The sequence below is a fragment of the Clostridium bowmanii genome (assembly GCF_018861315.1).
In the GTDB taxonomy this organism is placed as follows: domain Bacteria; phylum Bacillota; class Clostridia; order Clostridiales; family Clostridiaceae; genus Clostridium_AD; species Clostridium_AD bowmanii.
On sequence record NZ_JAHLDL010000019.1, the window covers coordinates 75,234 to 98,362 of the forward strand.

Annotated in this window: 22 protein-coding genes; 1 reads left to right on the forward strand and 21 read right to left on the reverse strand. The window is 28.9% G+C overall.

Annotation, left to right across the window (positions count from 1 at the left end; all coding sequences use genetic code 11):
- Nucleotides 1–98: 98 nt before the first annotated feature.
- The 21 genes from KPL51_RS13805 to KPL51_RS13905 form a co-directional block, all read right to left on the reverse strand.
- The gene (locus KPL51_RS13805; RefSeq protein ID WP_216162612.1) at nt 99–1,082 is read right to left on the reverse strand and encodes a radical SAM/SPASM domain-containing protein; all 984 of its coding nucleotides are present in this window, start codon (nt 1,080–1,082) and stop codon (nt 99–101) included.
- Between the two features lie 337 nt (nt 1,083–1,419).
- Nucleotides 1,420–2,424 carry a radical SAM/SPASM domain-containing protein gene (locus tag KPL51_RS13810; RefSeq protein WP_216162615.1) on the reverse strand — a complete coding sequence of 335 codons (1,005 nt, stop codon included), beginning with the start codon at nt 2,422–2,424 and terminating at the stop codon, nt 1,420–1,422.
- A 33-nt stretch (nt 2,425–2,457) separates the two neighbouring features.
- Nucleotides 2,458–3,741 carry a protoporphyrinogen/coproporphyrinogen oxidase gene (locus KPL51_RS13815; RefSeq protein WP_216162618.1) on the reverse strand — a complete coding sequence of 428 codons (1,284 nt, stop codon included), beginning with the start codon at nt 3,739–3,741 and terminating at the stop codon, nt 2,458–2,460.
- Nucleotides 3,742–3,766: 25 nt separating this feature from the next.
- Nucleotides 3,767–5,095, reverse strand: a complete 1,329-nt coding sequence (gene rfbH / locus KPL51_RS13820) for a lipopolysaccharide biosynthesis protein RfbH (protein WP_216162621.1) — start codon at nt 5,093–5,095, stop codon at nt 3,767–3,769.
- 1 nt (nt 5,096) lies between these two features.
- Nucleotides 5,097–6,188 (reverse strand): CDP-glucose 4,6-dehydratase, encoded by a 1,092-nt coding sequence (rfbG, locus tag KPL51_RS13825; RefSeq protein WP_216162624.1) that lies wholly within the window; start codon nt 6,186–6,188, stop codon nt 5,097–5,099.
- A gap of 116 nt (nt 6,189–6,304) precedes the next feature.
- Nucleotides 6,305–7,303 carry an NAD-dependent epimerase/dehydratase family protein gene (locus KPL51_RS13830; protein WP_216162627.1) on the reverse strand — a complete coding sequence of 333 codons (999 nt, stop codon included), beginning with the start codon at nt 7,301–7,303 and terminating at the stop codon, nt 6,305–6,307.
- 30 nt (nt 7,304–7,333) lie between these two features.
- A complete protein-coding gene (gene rfbC / locus KPL51_RS13835) occupies nt 7,334–7,870 on the reverse strand; it encodes a dTDP-4-dehydrorhamnose 3,5-epimerase (RefSeq protein WP_216162630.1) in 537 nt (178 codons plus the stop codon).
- Entirely contained in the window at nt 7,861–8,634 is a 774-nt protein-coding gene (gene rfbF, locus KPL51_RS13840; RefSeq protein ID WP_216162633.1) for a glucose-1-phosphate cytidylyltransferase, read from the reverse strand. The genes rfbC and rfbF overlap by 10 nt, the downstream gene beginning before the upstream one ends.
- 33 nt (nt 8,635–8,667) lie before the next feature.
- Complete coding sequence (locus KPL51_RS13845) at nt 8,668–9,903, reverse strand: glycosyltransferase (protein WP_216162636.1); 1,236 nt, start codon at nt 9,901–9,903, stop codon at nt 8,668–8,670.
- A 67-nt stretch (nt 9,904–9,970) separates the two neighbouring features.
- Complete coding sequence (locus KPL51_RS13850; protein ID WP_216162639.1) at nt 9,971–10,963, reverse strand: NAD-dependent 4,6-dehydratase LegB; 993 nt, start codon at nt 10,961–10,963, stop codon at nt 9,971–9,973.
- A gap of 33 nt (nt 10,964–10,996) precedes the next feature.
- Entirely contained in the window at nt 10,997–12,028 is a 1,032-nt protein-coding gene (locus KPL51_RS13855) for a lipid II:glycine glycyltransferase FemX (protein WP_216162642.1), read from the reverse strand.
- Nucleotides 12,029–12,067: 39 nt separating this feature from the next.
- Nucleotides 12,068–12,736 carry a class I SAM-dependent methyltransferase gene (locus KPL51_RS13860; protein ID WP_216162645.1) on the reverse strand — a complete coding sequence of 223 codons (669 nt, stop codon included), beginning with the start codon at nt 12,734–12,736 and terminating at the stop codon, nt 12,068–12,070.
- Nucleotides 12,723–13,817 carry a DegT/DnrJ/EryC1/StrS aminotransferase family protein gene (locus tag KPL51_RS13865; RefSeq protein WP_216162648.1) on the reverse strand — a complete coding sequence of 365 codons (1,095 nt, stop codon included), beginning with the start codon at nt 13,815–13,817 and terminating at the stop codon, nt 12,723–12,725. Before KPL51_RS13865 ends, KPL51_RS13860 begins: the two co-directional genes overlap by 14 nt.
- Complete coding sequence (gene neuB, locus KPL51_RS13870; RefSeq protein ID WP_216162651.1) at nt 13,802–14,806, reverse strand: N-acetylneuraminate synthase; 1,005 nt, start codon at nt 14,804–14,806, stop codon at nt 13,802–13,804. Before neuB ends, KPL51_RS13865 begins: the two co-directional genes overlap by 16 nt.
- Nucleotides 14,807–14,810: 4 nt before the next feature.
- Nucleotides 14,811–15,962 (reverse strand): UDP-N-acetylglucosamine 2-epimerase, encoded by a 1,152-nt coding sequence (neuC, locus tag KPL51_RS13875; protein ID WP_216162654.1) that lies wholly within the window; start codon nt 15,960–15,962, stop codon nt 14,811–14,813.
- Nucleotides 15,955–16,662 (reverse strand): acylneuraminate cytidylyltransferase family protein, encoded by a 708-nt coding sequence (locus tag KPL51_RS13880; protein WP_216162657.1) that lies wholly within the window; start codon nt 16,660–16,662, stop codon nt 15,955–15,957. The genes neuC and KPL51_RS13880 overlap by 8 nt, the downstream gene beginning before the upstream one ends.
- Nucleotides 16,655–17,737, reverse strand: coding sequence for a nucleotidyltransferase family protein (locus tag KPL51_RS13885; protein ID WP_216162661.1), 1,083 nt, complete (start codon nt 17,735–17,737; stop codon nt 16,655–16,657). The genes KPL51_RS13880 and KPL51_RS13885 overlap by 8 nt, the downstream gene beginning before the upstream one ends.
- Before the next feature lie 41 nt (nt 17,738–17,778).
- The gene (locus tag KPL51_RS13890) at nt 17,779–19,596 is read right to left on the reverse strand and encodes a motility associated factor glycosyltransferase family protein (RefSeq protein WP_216162664.1); all 1,818 of its coding nucleotides are present in this window, start codon (nt 19,594–19,596) and stop codon (nt 17,779–17,781) included.
- 12 nt (nt 19,597–19,608) lie between these two features.
- Nucleotides 19,609–19,869, reverse strand: a complete 261-nt coding sequence (locus KPL51_RS13895) for a DUF8042 domain-containing protein (RefSeq protein ID WP_216162667.1) — start codon at nt 19,867–19,869, stop codon at nt 19,609–19,611.
- 194 nt (nt 19,870–20,063) lie between these two features.
- Complete coding sequence (locus KPL51_RS13900) at nt 20,064–20,708, reverse strand: transposase (RefSeq protein ID WP_224854265.1); 645 nt, start codon at nt 20,706–20,708, stop codon at nt 20,064–20,066.
- Nucleotides 20,709–20,875: 167 nt separating this feature from the next.
- The gene (locus KPL51_RS13905; RefSeq protein WP_216162671.1) at nt 20,876–21,856 is read right to left on the reverse strand and encodes an ISL3 family transposase; all 981 of its coding nucleotides are present in this window, start codon (nt 21,854–21,856) and stop codon (nt 20,876–20,878) included.
- A 244-nt stretch (nt 21,857–22,100) separates the two neighbouring features.
- Here KPL51_RS13905 and KPL51_RS13910 point away from each other — a divergent pair, with 244 nt between their 5' ends.
- Nucleotides 22,101–23,114: a site-specific integrase gene (locus KPL51_RS13910; RefSeq protein WP_224854269.1), complete on the forward strand. Its 1,014-nt coding sequence runs from the start codon at nt 22,101–22,103 to the stop codon at nt 23,112–23,114.
- Nucleotides 23,115–23,129: the final 15 nt, after the last annotated feature.

The following is a 23,129-nucleotide window of genomic DNA, read 5'->3' on the forward strand; positions in this document are numbered from 1 at the left end:
CGCCTCAATTCATATTCATATTTTTTAGCTATATTTTAGTACATTATTTATTATTTTAAAATTTAAATGGAAATTGCATAAATACCAATTTATTTATTTTAAACATTTTGCAATCCCGATGCCTGTAATTCCATATAATCATAACAAACTTTGCATAATTCCAATTCATCATATCTTTTTTCACTTAATATTTTTCTATAACTGTTCATTTTATTAGAATTCCAAATTTCTAATAAAGTGTTATCTTTTATATTTCCAATAATCATCTTATTATCATAATCTCCACAACATGCTGAAACACTTCCATCCCAATTAATTGATAATTTATCAAAAACTTCTGGACAACATTTAGGATGTTGTTTTATAACGGACTCTTCACCCTTTAATCTTATAATCATATTCTTATCTTTTTCTTCTAGTTTCACCCTATTTAAATCAATATAATCTAATATGGTTCTACCAACAGTAACTAAATCGGCATATTTTTCTACTTCCTTTTTAAATTTTTTCACTTGTTCTTCTGTTTCATAAGTTATAGTAGTACTTACATGAATATAAGGATATGCTTTATCTCCCCTTATATCATAAAGCATTTTTATTTTATCTAATAGTTCACTAAAGTAATCAGTATTTCTCATTTCCGAATAACTTTTTTTGTCTACCCCCTGAAATGAGAATTTTATACTATCCAACTCAATATCAACAATCTCATTAAATTGTTTTTTTGAAAACAAGCTCCCATTAGTATTAAAATGACATATTATTCCTAAGTCCTTTGCAATTTTAATATACTCTATAAAGTTCATATGTAATGTTGGCTCTCCCCACCGAATAAATCTTAATGGTGTTTTATATTCTTTTATTTCATTTAATATCTTATCATATACATATTCATTCATAAATCCTTGTTTCCTATTTATTGAGCCAGTTCCAACAGGACACATTAAACATTTATAATTGCAATTATTTGTAACCTCAATATCTATATACCTTGCAAATACTGGTACATTATTAGCTTTGTATTCAATATCTCCATTATCACATATATCATATACACTCTTGAATGGATTAATTCTTTTCATTTAATTACACCTCTCAACAATTTTCTACACATTATAAATATCAGTTTTAAAATATTTCATATTACTTTGTATCCATTGAATAATTTCTAACAATCCTTCATCAAATGAATATTTAGGAAACCATTCTGTGGTTTCCTTAATTTTAGTATTATCTCCCAAAGCCTATTTACTTCACTATTTTCTGATTTTAATCTATCCACATCGCATATTATTTTTTCAACTAAATCCTGAACTTATTTCATGGTTAAATCTTACATTTATTTCCTTATTAATAGTTTTGCAATTTTCAGCGATTTTATCAACTCCATACTCCTTGCAAGTTTCTAACTGTAATAAACTATATTCTGTTTTTCAATCTATATTTTATGTCTTCTTCATTACTAAAATTATCTACATCATAATAAGTAGCATGCTCAGGTAATAAAGGTTCAACATATTCATTTTTATTGTAAATGCAATTATAACATAAAGTACCTTCAATAGAATCTTCTAAATGCTTTCTCCTAAGTTCAATAAGTTTTTTACCATTCCAAGCTTCCTTTATAGAAACCTTATTTAAATCTGCTACAGTCAAGTAATTTTGAAAATCAATACAACATGCTGTTAAATATCCTTCATAAGTTACATGTAATGAATTAAAAGGTAATGAGCATGGCATTTTTTTTATTGAATATTTATCATCTTCAAGAGCTAGTTTTTCATTTATTTCGTACATCATTCCACCTTGATTTGCAACATTTAAAAACACCACTTCATCGCATATATTTTTAAGTTTCTCCTCTAATGCTTCTTCTTCATCTTCACTATACTTTGTTACTATAGATGATACAAATATTTTAAAATTTTTATTGTTTTTCTTTCTGTAATCAGATATATATTTTAGGTTATCCAATACAATATTAAATTCATCTTTACCATGAATAATTTTATACGTCTCCTTGGTTCCAGCATTAATTGAAAACTTAATACTATCAACACCTGCCTCTATGACTGCTATAGAACGTTTCGGTGTTGCTAAAGCACCATTTGTTGTTATATAAACATATTTATATCCTATTTCTTTAGCCTTAGCTACATATAAGGCCAAATTTTTAGAGACAAATGGTTCACCTGTGGCATAAAATCCAACTTCTTCCGTTCCTTCTTCAAAGGCTTCTTTTAATATGCGAAATAAAAATTCTTCATTAATTTCACCTTTTTTTCTTGTCATTTTTGAATTAGCACAAAATAAGCAATTATGATTGCATAAATTTGTTAACTCAATAAGCATATTCCTAGGGAAAGGTGGTATTAAATTTTTATCTATTACATTATATTGAGCTATTCTACCTTTTAGATCCATACATACTCCTCCTTGTTATTAACAGTAATCTCACTATCTATATGAATTACTAATTTCGTTAGCAGCTCTCATTCCACTCATGAAACTTTGATCGCTCCACAAATAATCCCATTCTCCAAACCTACCAGTAGTAATTATCCCCATTTTTCTTAAATAATTAATAACTATCTCTCTATTTATATATATATCAGTTTCAAATACCACATTAGCATATTTTTCTCTCTTAGCATGAATAAATATAATATCATTTACATTTGCCAATTTCATTTTTACTATATCCTTAATAATATTTTCTTTAAGCAAATCATCACTAATATCCAATGGATTATGTTTAGAATAGTAAACTTCAAATTGAATTGAACTACACCCACTGGGAACATTGTTTATTGACTTTAAATGAGGAAAATATGCTCTAGCTGCAACAATATTCTCATCATATATATATATCCAGGTACTTTTAGCATCTATTATTTTATTAAAACCCACCGAAATTAAAGCAACTGAAGTTGATAAAAGTTTATTAGCCGCATTTCTAACATTTAATGGTACATCTTTTATAATTTTAATTATTTCTGGTAAAGGAATGCTACTAATTAATGAATTATAATAAATTTGGGTTGAATCACTAAATTCAACACTTTTTTTCTTAACATCAATAGTAATAGCTTCCTTATGAAATTCCATTTTCAAATTAGATGTCATCGGTTTTAAAAACTCCTTAAAACCGCCTTTTTGTGGATACCTCATTTCTTTTGCATAATATACATTAGTAGTTATTTTTTCAAAAGCACCATGTAGTATCTCTTCTAAAGTAGGTTTATACATTCTTTTATCAATCCAACTCGTACCCAATCGCTTAGCTTCGATTGTCCAATATTTTTTAGTGTATATTACCGGAAAATTTTCCGCAATATAACTCCCATAATTGCTAATAAGCCATTCCTCATAGTTAATGAAATTGTTCTTTTGATCTGGTTTATTTACAAAATCTATTATAGCCCTTACCTTATCGTCAATTGGTAAATTGTATAAATTGTTTTGTATTGGATGTTTTAGCCAGTATCCATAGTAGTAATTATATGGCTCCGGCTTTTGAACAAAGTTCTCTGTTTTATCAAAAACTTCCCTACAATTTTCTATGTTAGTAAAACTCATATGAATAGCAGTATCAAACAAAAAACCATTCACTAAAAAACTATTACAAAGTCCTCCATATGTATCACACTTTTCATAAATTATGGATTGGTTCTTACCTAAATGATATCCCGCTGATATTCCAGCAATACCGCTTCCTAATATTACAATTCCATTTTCCATTTTTTCTCCTATAATTCCAAGCAATCTATATTTTAAAATAGTTTTTGAATTGACTAATAATGTATTCTATTTGTTCATCATCTATCCCTGGCCAAACACCAATCCAAAATGTATTATTCATTACTATATCAGTATTTTCCAACTTTCCACTAACCCTATAATTTATACTATTTTCTAGGAACAACGGTTGTTTGACTATATTTCCTGCAAATAGCAACCTTGTTCCAACTTTTCTTTCTTCTAAAAACTTAACAAGACTATTTCTATCATACTTAGTTTTATCCTTCATTGTTAAAATAAATCCGAACCAACTTGGCTCACTCTTTCCTGTTGGTTCGGGAAGAATTAAATATTCCTGAAATTGTTTTAATCCATCATATATTCTTTTGTAGTTTTCTCTTCTTTTTTCTATAAAAACAGGTAATTTTTTAAGTTGTGATACCCCTAATGCTGCTTGCATATCAGTTACTTTAAGATTATATCCCAAATTTGAATATACATATTTATGATCATATCCTATTGGCAATTCTCCATGTTGTTGTGTAAACCTCTTTCCACAAAGATTATCACTTCCAGGAGGACAACAGCAATCCCTTCCCCAATCTCTTAGTGAGCGTATAATATTATGCAACTTAGAGTCACTAGTAATTACTGCTCCTCCTTCACCCATAGTTATATGATGTGCGGGATAGAAACTAAAAGTAGATATATCACCAAAAGTACCCGTATATTTACCATCATACTTTGAACCTAATGCATCGCAATTGTCTTCTATAACCCATAAGTTATGTTTTTTAGATAACTCCATTATTTTACATAAATTAAATGGATTTCCTAAAGTATGCGCTAAAATTATTGCTCTTGTTTTATCTGTAATTGCTTCTTCTACTTTATTAGAATCTATATTGTATGTTCCTATCTCTACATCTACAAATACAGGTATTAATCCATTTTGAATTATAGGCGATACTGTAGTAGGAAACCCGGCAGCCACTGTTATAACCTCATCTCCCTGTTTTAATCTTCTTTCACCTAATTTAGGAGAAGTTAGAGCAGTAACTGCAACAAGATTAGCTGAAGACCCCGAATTTACGAGCGAACAATATTTTACTCCCAAAAATTTGGGAAACTCTTTTTCGAATTCATTTCCATATCTACCTGATGTAAGCCACATATCTAAAGAAGCATCAATTAAATTAGATAAATCGTCTTCATCGACTACCTTACCGGCTGCTGGTATGTATGTTTCTCCAGGTATAAATTTTTTTCCCAAGCTTTTCTCTTTATAGAAATCTTTCACTTTTTGAAGTATTTCTAATCTCGCAAACCCTTCATTAAAATTTATATCGCTCATTTTATTCACTCCATATCAAATTCTGTATTTTAGCTTGTTTTTCATATTCATCAATTTGTTTTAAAGTATATCTATACATATTCGAATTATTATTCTCATAATAAGTTTTGTACCACTGTATAGTTTTATCCACTGCCATATTCACTTCATAAACAGGGTACCATTTTAAGTGAGCCTTTACCTTGCTTATATCAAGTTTTAATAAATTAGCTTCATGGGGTTGTTCACTTTTATCAATCTCTATGATACCTTTCCCCCAACTTTTAATAGCTAAATTTAAAATTTCATCAACATTCAAAATATCTGTGTCTCTTGGACCAAAGTTCCAACCACTACTGTATTTTTCTTTGTCACTAAGCATTAATACCCCAAGCCATAAATAACCTGATAGTGGTTCTAATACATGTTGCCATGGTCTTGTAGCTAAAGGATTCCTTATAACTATTGATTTTTTTTCTGAAACTGATCTTACAAAGTCTGGAATCAATCTGTCCTCTGCCCAGTCCCCTCCACCAATTACATTTCCTGCTCTAACTGATGCTAATGCGATACCTTTTTCCTTATAAAAACTGTTTATATATGACGTCGTAATTAGTTCTACACAACCCTTACTAGAACTATATGGGTCATGTCCACCCAAAGAATCAGTTTCTCTATATCCATATACCCATTCTTTATTTTCATAGCATTTATCTGTAGTTACTACAATTACAGCCTTAACACTGTCACTCTTTCTAGCTACTTCTAATACATTTACAGCTCCCATCACATTAGTTTCATACGTCATTCGCGGCTCAATATAAGATAGCCTTACTAGTGGCTGAGCTGCAAGATGAAATACTATTTCTGGTTTGTATTTATGGAAAATATCATCTAATTTTTCTTCATCTCTTACATCACCAACTATACTTGTAATCTTTTCATCTAATTTACATGTTTTAAAAAGTGATGGTTCAGTAGGAGTTTCTAAAGAATATCCAATAACCTCTGCGCCTAGATTTTTAAGCCAAATAGAAAGCCACGAACCTTTAAATCCAGTATGCCCCGTTATAAGGACTTTTTTTCCTCTATACTTATCATTAAATACACTCATAGTAGTTCCTCCAAATTTGTTTTATACCGTCGTATGCTCCTAGTAAATCATCCGCTTAATATAGCCTTAGTTTTACAATTGATTCATTTTCAAACTTAAAACAATTATTTTTAATATTAAATGTCGAACCTATTTATTTCAACCATTCCATCATTATTTGAATAATAACTATTATTCAAATATAATATAGTTTTTTTTATTTCTGAACCAACTCCCTTTTGAGGATTATAACCCAAACTTCTAAGTTTAGAAGTATCATATATAAATTTTGAATCACCCTCATATGAATTTATATCGTTATCAAATCCATATGTAATATCTATACTTTTACATCCATCACCATATTCGTATATCTCTTTGGTAATACATGCCAACTGATATATGCTATAATAATTATCACTACCTAAATTGAAAACTTGATAACCTTTTATTTTATTATTTATTAATCTTAGTATTGAATTTGATAAATCCAATACAGAAATAAAATTTCTCATTTGATTTCCTTTAGATCTTAAAATTAGTTTTTGATTCTCTACTATTTGTTTACAAAAATTATTTGGTACTATCGTCCACCTATTTATTTTTTTAAATAATGGAGCTGTGAGAAAATTTGAAGGTCTTAATATCATACAATTCATTCCATAGTAGTCAGAATATTGTTTGCAATAAAGTTCAGCAAAATAATGTGTACTTCCATAATCATTTAATGGATTTATCTTAGAATCTTCAGATATAATGTTTCCATTATCATTTGAACCATAAACATGAAAAGTTGATATGTATATAAAATTTTCAATTTTATTTTTCCTACAAAATTCTAGCATATTTCTCGTCCCAAAAACATTAGTGTTGATAGCATAACTTGGGTTTTCTTTACATATATTTTCATTAGCAGCCGCCATATGTATTACATAGTCATATTTTTCTGTTATGGAATCAGCAATTTTTATATTGCATACATCATCATATATAACTTTATATTCTTTTGACCATTCCAACATATAGTTAGGTATTTTCCTACACAACATTGTTATCTCAATATCATTTTCTCTGTTTAATAATTCTGTACAATAACTACCTAAATATCCACATGCGCCAGTTATCAGGATTTTCATATAATTCCTCCGACATATATTATTTAAAATCTACCATAATGTGTTAAAATCATCTAATTTACTAAATGATTTATCTCTAACTGAAATAATAGGATTAAGTATACCCCATTCGATTCCACAACTATCCCATCTAATTCCGCTATCATTTTCTAAATTATAAACTGTAGATACTTGATAAACAACGATAGTATCATCCATTAACGATCTAAATCCATGTGCTAATCCTTTCGGAATATATATCGAATGACTATTGCTATCTGATACTTCTATAGTAATAAATTTTTTATAAGTTCTAGAACTTTGTCTTAAATCTAATATCACATCAGTAATTTTACCCTTAGGAACATATACCAATTTATTTTGGTCATATGGTGGCTTTTGAAAGTGCATTCCCCTAATAACATTTTTTTTTGAATTTGTATAATAAGATTCTTTGAAATCAGTACAAATACCAAATCGATTAAATAACTCTTCATTGTAGATTTTAGTGAATATTCCTCTTGAATCACTAAAAACTGGATTTTTCACAACATATACGCCTTCAAGTTCAGTCTTTACTATTTCCACACTGCCCATGGAGCCTCACCACTTTCCCATATTTCTTCTAGCAAGCTTTTATCCCTTAATGTGTCCATTGGTCTCCAAAATCCTTCATGTTTATATGCACTTAACTCATCATCTTTTGCAAGATGTTCAAGTGGTTCTTTTTCAAATACAGTATTATCATCTTGAATATAATCAAACACTTTAGGTTCTAATACAAAAAAACCTCCATTTATCCAAGCATTATCCCCACTTGGCTTTTCCGTAAATGTTTTAACAGAACTATCACTATTAATATTTAATGCTCCAAATCTTCCTGATGGTTGTACTGCTGTAACCGTAGCAATATATTTATGATTTTTATGGAACTCTAAAATCTTGTTAATATTAACATCTGCTATCCCATCGCCATAAGTCATCATAAACGTTTCATTTTCAATATACTCTTCTATCCTTTTTAATCTTCCTCCAGTCATCGTATTCATACCTGTATCAATAAGAGTGATTTTCCAAGGTTCCGCTTTACTATTATAGTATTTTATGTCTCCTGAATGTAAATCAACTGTTAAATCACTCATATGCATATAATAATTAGCGAAGTATTCTTTTATAATATATCCTTTGTAACCACAGCAAATTATAAATTCATTGTAACCATAACTAGAATATAACTTCATTATATGCCAAAGTATCGGTTTACCACCTATTTCAACCATTGGTTTTGGTTTTAATTCTGTCTCTTCACTTAATCTAGTTCCGAAACCTCCTGCTAGTATCACTACTTTCATATTAACCAACCCTCCTTAAAATTTAATATTATCTTAATTTTCATCAAATATATAGTCAAATACTGTTTCAAATAATTCTAAATCTGTTTTTAAATTTTCTTTACTCTGTTTAAATAATTTCTTAGTTACTTCATCTATATTGCTAAGTTTATATATATTTAAAAAGCTTTGACATACATTATTTTTCAAATCACATAAGTCAATTTTATTAATTCTAATATCATTTTTATAGTCTTCATAGAATTTAAATAAATGATTAAACCTTAAAATTTGTTTGTCTATTTGACTACTATCCTTTTCTGTTCCTCCATATCTTTCAAATAAATACCTTCCTTCAATGTATGCATCAAACCCTTGTTCAGCAATCTCCATGGATAATCTTGCTTCTACAGTCCAGTAATCCTTTCCATAATAATTTGTTCCACATAAAGCTTTTCTTCTAAATGCAGTCTGAGTTGGTGATGGCATACAATTTAAACTTGCAATTTTAGAATAATAATTTTCACTATTAAAATAGGATTGATCATCGAAATAATGTTTTTTCATATTTTTATCAATAAAATGTAGTACACCTACATTTTCGTTATAGTTAAAAATATTAACAACACTTTCAATATAAGTATTTTTAAAATAATCATCACCATGTAAAGTTGTTACATATTCTCCAACGGCTAACTTCATTACTTTATTAGAATTTAATAGCCATCCTATATTTTCTTTATTCCTAATCAATCTAATTCTTATGTCTTTTATGCTTTTTAATAATTGGAAAGTTTTATCCTCAGAATTATTATCACAAATAATTATTTCAAAATTCTTATATGTTTGATTTAAAACACTGTTTACTGCTTTAATAATGTCCTTTTCATCATTATAAATTGGCATGCATACACTAACTAATGGTTCATTCGTATGTTCATTTACTAATTTAACTATGATTTCTTCAATATCTTTCTTTGATTTTTCATCCTCACAATAATTCAAGCAGTCATTATACTTATCAAGGGCTTGATTAAATCTACCAGTTATTTCATATATATATCCTAAATTATATAACAAATCAAATGTTTGTCCCACTTTTCCCAACGTTGTATTTAATAGTTCTTCTGCTTCATAATATTTTTTTTCATTTATCAATACAACTGTTTCCATTGAATATAATCCAATTTGAAAGTTTCTGATTAATGTATGTACTTCTTGAAATTCTTTATTCTCTATTAACTCTATAACTTTACCTTCTATTCCACTAAATATTTCATTGGGTGACATTTTATTCACTCCTCTTATTTCTAGAATAACTCTAAGTTACTATGTAGTAATTATATACATATATTTTCTAAACATTATAGACATTTGTTTTAAAATAATGCATGTTTTTTTCTATCCAAGATATAGTTTCTAACAGACCCTCATCTAAACTATAAAGTGGCTTCCAGTGTGTTAATTGTTTGATTTTGTTATTATCTGCCAATAACCTGCTAACTTCGCTTTTTTCTGGTCTTAATCTATCTACATCACACACAATACTTGCATTTCTATTGGACAACTTAATTATTTTATTAACTAAATCACCTATGCTAATTTCATGATTTGACCCAGCATTTATAACTTCCCCAATAGTCTTATCACTTTCTGATATCTTTATAAATGCTTCTACTGTATCTTTTACATAGTTAAAGTCTCTGGTTGGTGTAAGACTTCCAAGTTTAATTTCAGTTTTTCCTGCTAAAATCTGTGAAATAACAGTTGGGATTATTGCCCTTGCCGATTGCCTAGGTCCATAAGTGTTAAATGGTCTTATCGTTGCAATTGGGGTGCTAAAACTTCTATAATAACTTTCTGCAATCTTGTCTGCACCTATTTTAGATGCAGAATAAGGAGATTGACCTTGCATAGGATGTTTTTCATCAATAGGAACATATAATGCGGTTCCATAAGTTTCTGAAGTTGATGTATGTATTATTTTCTGTATATCATAATCCCTACAGGCTTCAAGAACATTTGCAGTTCCTTCAATATTCGTACGTATATAGGCCATAGGCGATAGGTACGAGTATGGTATGGCTATTAGTGCTGCAAGATGAAACACAACATCTTGCCCTTTAACAATACTTTTCATTCCATCATATTCTCTAATGTCGCTAGTTACAACCTGAATATTATCTTTTATTCTTTTATCAAAGCTATCTATCCAACCCCAGTTATTAAATGAATTGTATTGGACAAGAGCTGTTACATCTGCTCCAATTTCAACAAGCCTTTCTGTTAGATGACTTCCTATAAAGCCTTCTGAACCAGTTACAAGTACTTTTTTGCCTTTTAAGTTCATTATTTCACATCCTTATACTATCTCTAATTAACCCTACTTTGCTCTATACTGAAGTAATATCTTAGCTTTTTCATTGTTTTTTTCTTCCCATTTTCTTATAAGATAATCATAAACCTCTTGATTATGTATCCTTTTCCCTATATAAAAATCAGCACATTCTTTTGAAAAACTACTTTTAAATTTAAAAAGATTATCCTCAATGCTATTTGTAAGACCTCCTCCAAAATGCATTTTCTTATAACCTTTTTTCTGTGCATATTTTATAGCTTCCCATAGTAACAGATTATTAGGCGCAAATTTTAAATATTCTTTTAAGCTACCAGCTAAATGATAATGAAAGTAATCTCCATACCCCATAAATATCGCTGATGCAATAACTAGATTATCCTTTTTTACATTAAGTAATATATAATTATTATTATCTTTAATAGTTTCGTAATAACTATCATTAAAATAATAATAACTATCTGCATGTACTTTATTCATTGTTGAATTATATATTTTATTAAAAGTTTCAAAATCTTTACTCTCTTCTACATGCAGACCATTTTTTTCAGCTTTTCTTATCATATTTCTATTTTTACTTATTATATCTTGATCCCAAATTTCTTCTAGCCTCTTTGTTAAATCCAACCATACTGTAGTTCTATTATGTATTATATCTATATTATTATTCAATAACTTTTCATTTTTTATTAGAGGATGAAATCTTACAAACTCAGCTACGATATTATTTTTTTTACAATAATCTATGAAACATTCTTCTAAGTCTTTCATAAATTCTCCATCACTACAATTTAAAATAGGTCCACCATATCCATATGCTGTTTCAATATCATAATATTTATCATCTAGCTTATATCCTTCTATTTCTCTTAACACAAACGGATAAAATGCTATATTACCATATATGTCATAGTAAATAAATAGTTTTCCTTTACCGTCACCATTCAATTCATACATTTTATAATATTCACTTGTATAATAAATATCTTGAACATAAGTAGGTAACTTATTCAAATACAAATTCCATTCATCATCACAACTATTAAATACCCTATACATCTAAGAACTCCTTTATACTGTTTGTTCCATTAAGATATTTTATTTTTCTGCCTCTACAATAAAAAAACCTATAGTGTATTCCCCGCCCATATCTGTTCTTTCTACTGAGTCAATTTTAACATTTTTAAATCCTGCTTCTTCCCAAGTACTTTTTATTTCATTTACTGTAAAAAAATGTACAGTTCCTCTATGTGCAAGTGCACCTTCGGTCATTTCTCTATAAGTACCTTCCTCCAGTTTTTCACCTGTTCCATATCCTGTAGTTTTACAATTAAATAATCCGGTAGAAAATATTTTGCCCCCCTCTTTTAACACTCTTTTTGCTTCAGTTAATATATTTTTTACATCATATAGCTTATTTCCACATATTACAGCTGAATCCACAATAGCATCAAAATGGTTATCTTCATAAGAAAGATTACCAGCATCAGCTACCAATAAATTTGCTTTTAAGCCTTCTTGTTCAATTCTCATTATAGCTTTTTTTATTGCTGTCTCAGAACCATCGAAACCATATGCATCAAATCCTTCTTTTGCTATATACCAAGTTACTGCACCAGTACCACATCCAAAATCTAATACTCTTATTTTTTTTCTGTCAAGCTTATAAAAATTTCTTGCTACAAATCTAATTACTTCCTCTGAAGGATACTTTCCCCACTCCTGTTCTTGATGTATTACTTCCCACATATCATCAAATGTTTTCATTTAAATGCTCACCACTTTCTATTAAATTTATAATTGCATTAACTACTCTATCCATATCTTGAAAATTATATCTATTATCAATAGGTATAGTTAATATTTTATTAGATATGTATATACTTTTTTCAAATTTATTTATCAAATTTTCATTTCTAATATCCCAGTGTATTGGGCAATAAATCGAATGTATTCTCAACTCTTTTCTAATAAAGTCCCTATTATTAATTAATATAGGGAATGCTAAAGGCACATTATCTTCTATTAGTTCCTTATTGAATAAAATTTTTATATTACTAAATTTCGTTAGTATTTCATATAAATAATTATAATTATCTGTTCTAAGTTTCTTTATTAATTCATAATTTGTTTTATTTAAAGACTCTTTTGATTCATTATCCATACCATTTACATTTTCTCTTTTATAATAAGCTTTATCAGCTTGATTAAATAATTTCAAAAACTCTTCTTCATTTCCACTATGTAATTTTACATACTCAGTTTTGTTTAATCTCGCCTCATTAATTAGTTTATAATACTTGTCTTTAATTGTATCAAAATCAACAGATTTATTGCATAAAACCAAACTTCCGTCAATGGGTAAAAATTTTCTATAGCTATTAAATATATAATCACCTATAAACTTTTCTTTTTTAGAGAACCAAAACATTTGTACTGCATCTTCAATTAATATTATTCCAGTTTGCTGAATTGATTTAAGAAATTGAATTGTTTGGTCACTATGATAAAACCCAAAGTAGTCTATAAAAAATATACCTTTTACCTTATATTGGTCTAATTTATTTTTAATATCATTCAAATTGATAGATAAATCTTCATTTACTTCGTAAAAAACAAAATGAATACTTTTTCTTTCAAAACTATATAAAATTGTAGGACACAAATAAGCAGGCATAAGTATATATTCATCCTCTTTAAAGTTACTATCCTCGATTATAAATCGAATTGCACTTTGGCCCCCATTTAAAAATACTGCTTTTAAATCCCGAAAATCATTTTGGGTAATATCCAGCACACTACTATCAATCCAAAATTCACCACCTATTGGTTTTAAATGTCTTTCCATTCAATAACCTCGTCTTTTTTCATATCTCTTTTAAGTCCTCTTCCAATTAAGACGTCAGCCATCTCTGGCTTTATTCCATTACCAGGTCTCTTATACGCTAACATATGTTTTTTCAATATAGTTCCCTTTTTCAAATCGCAGGATGATACTATACTTCTTCTTATATCTTTCATTATAGCAAGTTCTCTGTCGGTTGGACTTTTTATTCCGCTACCTAATAACTTCTCTGTATTTCTTATATATTCAACATACTCCTTAAATCCATTTGGGTCCATTGATGCTTTATGGTCAGGACCACCCATACCTCTATCTAAAGTTATATGTTTTTCTATAAATTCTGCACCTAAAGCTACCGCTGCAACCGCCGATTCATTGCCTAATGTATGATCAGAAAATCCAACTGGTATTTTAAAAGCATTTCTTAATGTAACCATAGCATTCAAGTTAACATCCTCTATAGCAGTAGGATAATCTGTTATACAATGCATTAATTTCACATCTTTGTTCCCTGTCGAATATATAACATCAACTGCCTTTTCCACCTCACCTAACGTACTCATACCTGTAGATAGAATTATAGGTTTTCCTGTTTCTCCTATTTGCTTAAGGAATTCATAATTTGTAACTTCGGTAGAACCTATTTTTATTAACGGGACATTTAAACTATCCAAATAATTTAAACTATCTACCCCATCAGGTGTAGAAATAAAAATAATTTTCTTTTCGTTACAATAATTCTGAATTTCTCTAAACTGTTCAAAAGGCAATTCTAGTTTTTTTATCATTTCAAGTTGACTTTCTTTTATTGGATCATTTTCCTTTTGATATTGTGCTTTATCTGCAAATACTCCAGTACTCTCTTCTGCCCTAAATGTTTGGAACTTTATAGCATCTGCTCCACATTCTACAGCCATGTCTACAAGTTCTTTGGCTGTTTTTATGTTTCCATTATGATTTACCCCTGCTTCTGCAATTACAAATACTGACATAACATCAACTCCAAATAAGCTTCTTTTTTATTAATTTATCATCAATTTCGATATTTTCAATCACTGAAACTATTTTTCCACTTGTATCCCCATCTCCGTAAAGACTTTTTGTAAACTGTACTTTTTCTTTAAATTCATAGCTTAAAGATTTAGTAATAGCTTTTATTATATCTTCATAATTATTACTACAACTAATAATGTTGTCAGCCATAAGCCTTCCCTTTTGCCTATTACCAATGTTGACAACAGGAATCTTTAGATAAGGTGCCTCAACTAAAGCACTAGACGAATTACCAATTACTGTACAACATAATTTCATAATACTTAAGTACCTTAAAACTCCCAAGCTTTTAAATAAGTGAACATTAGAATTTAGCTTTGCAAATTCTTCAAGTTTTTTTATTATATAGTTGCCACCATTGTCTGCATTAGGGTATGTGATTATCATTTTCTTATTTACAATATTTAAAGCCTTAATTAAACTTTCAATTTGATATGAAAGATCATCCATTTCAAGAGTAACAGGATGATATGTAACAAGTATAGTATCCTTATCTATAATAACGTTTAATTGTCTTTTTAGTTCTTCTCTACTTAAAAAATTTGTTAACTTAATATTTTCAATTCCAGGGTCGCCTATATCAAAAACTCTCCATGCCTCTTCACCCATACTAATTATATTTTCAGAATATACCTTTGCACCCGGAAAATGAATATGAGCCATTTTAGTTATAGCATTCCTAATCTGTCCATCGATAGCGCCTTCTGTAATTTCTCCACCCGATATATGCGCAATTGGTATGTTCATGGTCATTGCAGTTGACACTGCCGCAAATAATTCATATCTATCACCTAAAACAAGCAATATATCTGGTTTCAGCCTTTCAAAAGCCTGAGAAAGTTGAATCATTAATAATCCCATTTCTTTAGCCATAGTGCCTTTACTGCTAGTTTCCATTATAATAGGTAGTGTTTCATCTACTTTAAATCCATCTTCTAAAATCTCATTTATAGTATACCCAAAGTTATCTGATAAGTGTGTACCAGTTACTATTAATTGAAGCTCTAAGTTACTATTTTCTTTTATTTTATTTAATGTATTTTTAAGTAGTCCATACTCTGCTCTTGTTCCAGTTACTACTGCAATTTTACGCATGATTTTCACATTCCTTCATAAGTAATTCAGCAAATTTAAAATCTATTTCATTGTCTATATCTAATGATTTTTCATTATTCATAACATACCCTGTTATGTTTTCTGTTTCAAATGTTTTTTTATGCATTAAAACATTCATTTTTATTACATAAACTGCACCATTTACTCTATAAATTTTAGGTAAATCCTGTCTTCTCACTATTTGTCTGCCTTCTTCTATAAAATATTTTAATTTATCACCATCAAATATATTGGTCCAATAGGGGTTCACTTCTGCCTCACAAACAGATACAGATCCATCTATACCAGTTTTAAGAAGTTTTTCAATTGTGCCATCAATATCTTCAACAGTTCTAAGCGGCGACGTACACTGCAATAAGCATACATATTTAGGAATATACCTTTCCTTTTCCCTCAGTGAATCTAACATATGTAAAATGCAATCTATAGTTGCCGTATCGTCATTCGCTAACTCCTTAGGTCTTAAAAAAGGAACTTCTGAACCATAAGCCTTACTTATACTAGCAATTTCCTCATCTTCTGTAGATACTATTACTCTTTTAATATACTTACTCTTCAATGCTTCTTCTATGGTGTAAGCTATCAAAGGTTTACCATTCAAAATCTTAATATTTTTTCTTAGTATACCTTTAGAGCCGCCCCTTGCAGGAATTATTGCAAGAATATCCTCATTAATCATTATTTTTTTCACCTTCTTTGTCTAAACAGAGTAGCTCAGAAACATCTTCATTCACTTTATAATAATCCTCTATTTTACCTATATCCATCCAATATTCTTTTATTTCATAACTACCCACTCTTTTGCCTTGCTTTATACATTTATTTATTAATTCAGTTATTTCATAATATTCATCCTTAGGAATATAATCAATAACATCTGGATTTATGCAATAGATGCCAGCATTTATTAAATATTCTTTAGTAGGTTTTTCTTCAATGCTCTTAATAATACATTTTTCTGAATTTATTATACCATAAGGAATAGTAAAACCATGTTTTCTAACACCTACAGTCAAATCATATTTATTATTGATATGAAAGTCCATCATATTCTCTACATTTAAATTAGTAAATATATCACCATTAATTACAAAAAAAGGCTTGTCTATATATCCTCTAGCTAACCTAATTCCACCACCTGTCCCTAGCCTTTTAGTTTCTTTTACATAATCAATTTTAACACCATACGCATACCCTGATTGGAAATAATTTTGTATAATCTCCGCCTTATAATTAACAGAAAGTAATATTTTATTATATCCGTATTGCTTGTAATTATTTATTATGTGTTGAAGAATAGGGTCTTGTCCTATTTTTAGCATAGATTTTGGCAATTCTTCTGTTAGTCCTTTAAGCCTTGTCCCTAGTCCTCCAGCCATTATTATTACAAAGTTTTCCTTTCCTTCTGGGAGTAGCAAATCATTTATATCTAATAGTCTTTCGACCTTACCCTCTCTATTTAAAATTGGAACTTGTTTCACAGCTTTTTTAATAAATATATCCTTTATTTCTTCCCTACCCATATCATTATAGGCAACTACAGGATTATAATGAATAAAATCCTGTAGACTTTCCTCAAGTTTTAGCCCTTTCAACAAAGCTCTCCTTATATCACCATCAGTTATTGTCCCAATTAGTTTATTATCTCCATCAACAACTAATATAATTCCCTTAGCCCCATTATCAATTACCCCCAGTGCATCTTTAATAGTACAGTTTTTTTTAATTAATAATTGCTCAACATTATTATTCATCCATCATCATTCCTTAGAATATTAGAATATTTGTAATCATTTTATACATCACTAGTTTTAAACTCTTCAATTAAGGATTTTAGCAGCTTTAAATACTTCTCTAATTCTAGGGCTTTCCCAAACTCAATGTTTAGCCTTGAATTTAATTCTTCTATTTTATTAGTTCCACTATAATAAAAATTTGCATAAATAGCACTAAACTTGGAAGCTAGAGCATTTTTCAAACTAACTTTATAAAAAGAATTTTTTTCTAGAATATCTTCAAAAGATTTAACATAATCTAATTCAGAAATTAATCTATTAACTCCCATTTTTTTTTCCTTATACCTATTAATTTTTTTGAGAATCTTAATGCGTTTCTCATTTTCAATTAATAATTCATTAATTTCCAAATCAACATTAATTACAGTGTTATATATTTTGTCGCTATTCTGTGAAAAGTTGTATTCCTCATAAATATCAGTAATAATTTTTTCTATATCGTATTCTTTTAATAAATCTTCCCGCATAACATGCTCAAACGTCTTATTTGAAGTTCCCTCAATATATAATCCACCTTCGGTTGAATTTATATATTCTATCTCTGAGTTCATCTCTATCATATCTTCAAACAACGATTTCATTCCCATAAATGAACTATCAGTATAAACCCTTTTGTTAAAAACATCTTTTGTCTTAATATACTTCTCCATAGAAACATCTATTTTTTCACTAGTCCATGAACCCTTTGCATATAGACTATCTTCTGTATAGCATAAATCTTGACCTATAAAAATAATTTTTTTGAAACCCAATTTAATAAACGCATCTAAAGCAACATTGGCTACTGAAAATCCACTTTTAATTGTAAATTTAGACTTGAATATATCTTTTTGCATGTACCGAAGTAAATGTGTGGTGTCTAACACCATTCTTACTTTTTTGCCCTTATATTTAGGTAATATTTTATAGTAGAATTCATCGCTAAATACCAATGTTGAACTATAAGTATCGATATTTTTAAATATATTTTCTTCTTCGTCACCGCCATCAATTGCAAATCTATAATGAGGATTAATACCATTACTATCCAATATTTTAATTGCAGAACCCACTGCTACAATTATAGCTTTATTTTTAATTTTCTTCAAAAGATGCATATTCTTATTAAGTGACGGACCAGCTGAAACCAATATTATTGGTATATCTCCAAATTTATCAATTAATTCTTCTATAGGAAGTGCCTCTTGCTTTATATTTCTAAAAATATTTACTGGCCAAGTGTATAAAAAAGAATCATTTGTAGCTATATTTACTTTAGTACCATTTAAATACTTACTCCATTTTCCCATAACTGACTCTAAATATCCAGGATAAAGCGTCCTATAGGAAATATTATAAACTATAGACACACCATCTTTCATCCCAGCACTTAAACAACTCCAAATAATACTTGTTGCTTCTATATATGTTTTATTAATAATAAAAGTGATATGTTTCAGTTTGAGTAGTAACCCCTGTACATCAATAAAATTTAATAATGTTATGAAAAGATTTAAGTCCGGTTCTACTATAATTACCTTTTCAAGCTTTTTAAAATTACTCACTATATAATCAACTGCATATCCGCATCCAATACCAAAAATCAAAAGATTCTTAGTATTCCGATCTATGCCTTTAAACATTATATCTACTTCTCTATTAGTATCATAAATGCTATGAATATAACATTTTCTACCATTATGTTCTACTAATAAATTTTTTCCGTTTCCTACCTTATAAATTAATGAATTATACTTATATTGTTCTCTCATAATATCTTCATAAACTACACTTAAATTTTCTTTAAAAAACCTTAAATTTTTTTCATACATTTCCATAAATGCTTTCTCCTAACTCATTCTTGCATTTTTCAATATTGGTTTTAACTCAAACTCTAAAATATCCTGATAAAGTAAATAGTCTTTATTATTCAATGCAACATTTATATTTTGAAATATAATGTTTATATGCTTTATGTATTTCTCGTCTAATTTAGGTAGAATATAGAATATTTTTTCCACTAATACAGCCACTGTCTCCTTAAATTTTTTCATATCATATTCAACTATATTTTCCTCCACCACATCTATTAACTCTAAAACATCCTTCATTTTATCCTCCAACCACATTTACTATAAATTATAAACAGGCACCCTGCCTTTATATCTATTATCGGCATAAAACTTGAAAACTTTATCGAATTTTTAAAAAAAAGAGCGAGACTGCATTTTAAGGTTCTTACTGAGCTTTGGGTGTTTCCTAATATTAAGAATGAGCAGGTAGTTTATACACTATCTGCTCATTTTTATATTAAAGCAGATAAACTAAATTCTTTATCTTTAGGAAGAAATGCAAGTTTACATTTCTTTGTGAGATTGACTAATCCACTTCTTCCGTATACAATACGTTTAAGAAGTTTGAATTTGTTGTTGTTTCCTTCAACAAATCCAGAGCTTATAGTGTAGGATATTGCATTCTTGACGGGATCAATATCCTTTTTTATTCCATTACAAAACGACTTTATTTCACTGTCTTCAAATTCTTTTAAAAATTCTTCCAACTTATCTGGATCAGTACCCATTATAGTGCCATGAAATTCTTTGAAAATAAATTCCACCCGAGCGGCTACTGGATATTTTTCTTTTATTAAATCAATATACATGCCTACTTTTTCATCTTTTTTGACTTTAGGATTACAGGTAAATAAATATTTTAATATTTCTGTTCGCTTTAAAACGATGACATCTAAAGGAATAACCCTTTCCATAAGATACTTCGCGGAGAATGGTGCTCGATATGGGAAGTTGTTTTTTCCTATGATGTAAATATAATCCGCAAGTTTATGTTTACTTTCACAAAAACTAGGCTGCCGCAGGATATAAAAGTATATCGTCTCACTGCTATGACCATCATCCATCATTTTAAAAATGATAATCAACCAGTCATTCATGGGCGATTCTCGCTTTTTATAGTTTGTTGGCGAATCCAGACTATTAATCTCCAATTCTGATATTTCAACATATTTTTTTGCTGTAGGTAGTGCTATTTGAAATTTTTCTGATATGATCTTTACACTTTTATTTTCTAAACCATTCCAATAGTCTTGTATTTCACGGATTAATTGCTGTTTTTTTTTCTGCCTTCAGCCTGAGCAACGTATTGTTTAGTTGTAAGTAAATGCTTTTTATTATCATATATATGCTCCGAATCATCTGGATTCTTTGGAGGTGTATTGTCATATTGTAATGAATTAATATATTCCTCGTTAGGTTTCTTTTCTATTAGTACTTTCTTAGGAGCATTATCTAATATTTTACCATCACAAATATAAACACTAGGTGGCATCTCTTCTTTGAAAATATCTTTCAAATAGCCAAGGAGGTTTTGTAGAATATGAAAACGGTCTGCTACTTGAACGCATTCGGGTAGAATTTCATTGATTGCGGTAGCATAGGCACTAGCACGATCTCTAGCTACCAGTCGTATTCTTTTGTGATCTTTCAACCATTCTTTCAAAGTGTTTGCATCCCTACCATTAAGAAGCGCTATAAGATGATGATCCTTTAAATCATAGATAGCAGTTGCATATGACTGTCCTTTTCGAATAGCTACGTCGTCAATGCCAACAGCATCTACATCATGGTCATCTACAAATTCAATATAATCATACAAACGTTGGATGGAATCGTTGCTTATTTGGACACCTAGAAATGATAAAACTTTACTAGCGCCCTCATTGCTTAAGAACATAGATACACCAAGTATAAGAGAATTCAAAGAGTCTGTACGTACCTGTGAAGCTTTTGCAAAAGGTAGATCTTCCATAAATACTTTACAGTTGCAGTCAGGGTTCTCACAATCATATTTGTATACGTTAGCGTGTAGGAAAGTCAGCTTACAGTGAATAGGGGTATCTTGTATAGTTCGTTGATATGTTGCGTGCTTAGCATTACTTTCTACACCACATTTAGGACAATTGCAACTATGTGGTTTAGATTTTATATATATATGCAATGTTTTCTGGTCTTCTATATGATCATATATGTAATGATTTTGATCTAGAAGAAATGAATAATCTAGTGTTTCATGATATTTCATTTCACATTCACATCCTTTTTTCGATACCTTATTATACCATAAATACCCAAAAATAAGAACCCTGAGCATAAAGAAAAAGCAGGTTTTTGCTTAAATAGAGTATTATAAATACCGAGTAGATAGTTTAAAATAACTATCTACTCGGTATATTTTTGTTTTACCTATAATTATTAAAACAATAATAAATTGTTAGTATAAATAGTTTAGATTAACACATGATAAAGGAAAGAAAGGTGGATAGAAAATGAAAGTTCAAGAAGTGATATTGGATGATAATAAAAAGAGATACTTATTGTTAAATAGTAAAGGAGCACCTATTATTTCAGTAGCCAAATACTTAAAGCACATAGATAATACGGGGAAGAGCTTTAATACTCAAAAGACATATAGCTACGCTCTTAAATTATATTTTCAATATTTAGAAGAGATTGATAAAGATTATAAAAATGTAAATATAAATAATTTATCAGATTTCGTTGGTTGGTTAAGAAATCCATATGAGAGTAGTAAGGTTCTTATATTAAAGGCAACTAAATCGAAGCGAACAGAAAAAACAGTAAACTTATACATTTCGGCTGTAACTAATTTCTATGATTATTTATTTAGGTCAGAAGAAATTGATAATGATGTGATTGATAAATTAATGAAACAAGTATATACAGGTGGTCATAGAGCATATAAGGATTTTTTATATCATGTAAATAAAGATAAACCTTCAAATAGAAACATATTGAAAATTAAGGAACCACGAAAAAAACTAAAAGTTATTAGTAAAGAAGAAGTTGAAAAAATATATAATGCAACGAGCAATATTAGAGATAAATTTTTAATAAGACTTCTATTTGAAACAGGTCTCCGAATCGGTGAAGTCTTATCACTCTACATTGAAGATTTTATATGTGATTATAATAGAGGTCATAAAATAAGGTTAGTTGATAGAGGCGAATTAGTTAATGGGGCTAAACTAAAAACTGGTGAAAGAGAGATACATATATCTCAGGAATTAATGAACTCGTTTGATGACTATGAGTATGAGATTTTAGACGAGTTAGAAATAGATACTAATTTTGTGTTTTTAAAATTAAAAGGTGAAAATAAAGGTAAGCCTATGAGTTATTTTGAAGTGAGTTCATTATTTAAGAGGCTTAAAGAGAAAACAGGCATAGATATACACCCTCACCTTTTTCGCCATTATGGTGAGTGTTTTAAAATGGTAAGAGAATTGATTCCTTTGTGTATCTGGGTAATTATTATCTAAATCACTCACCATAAT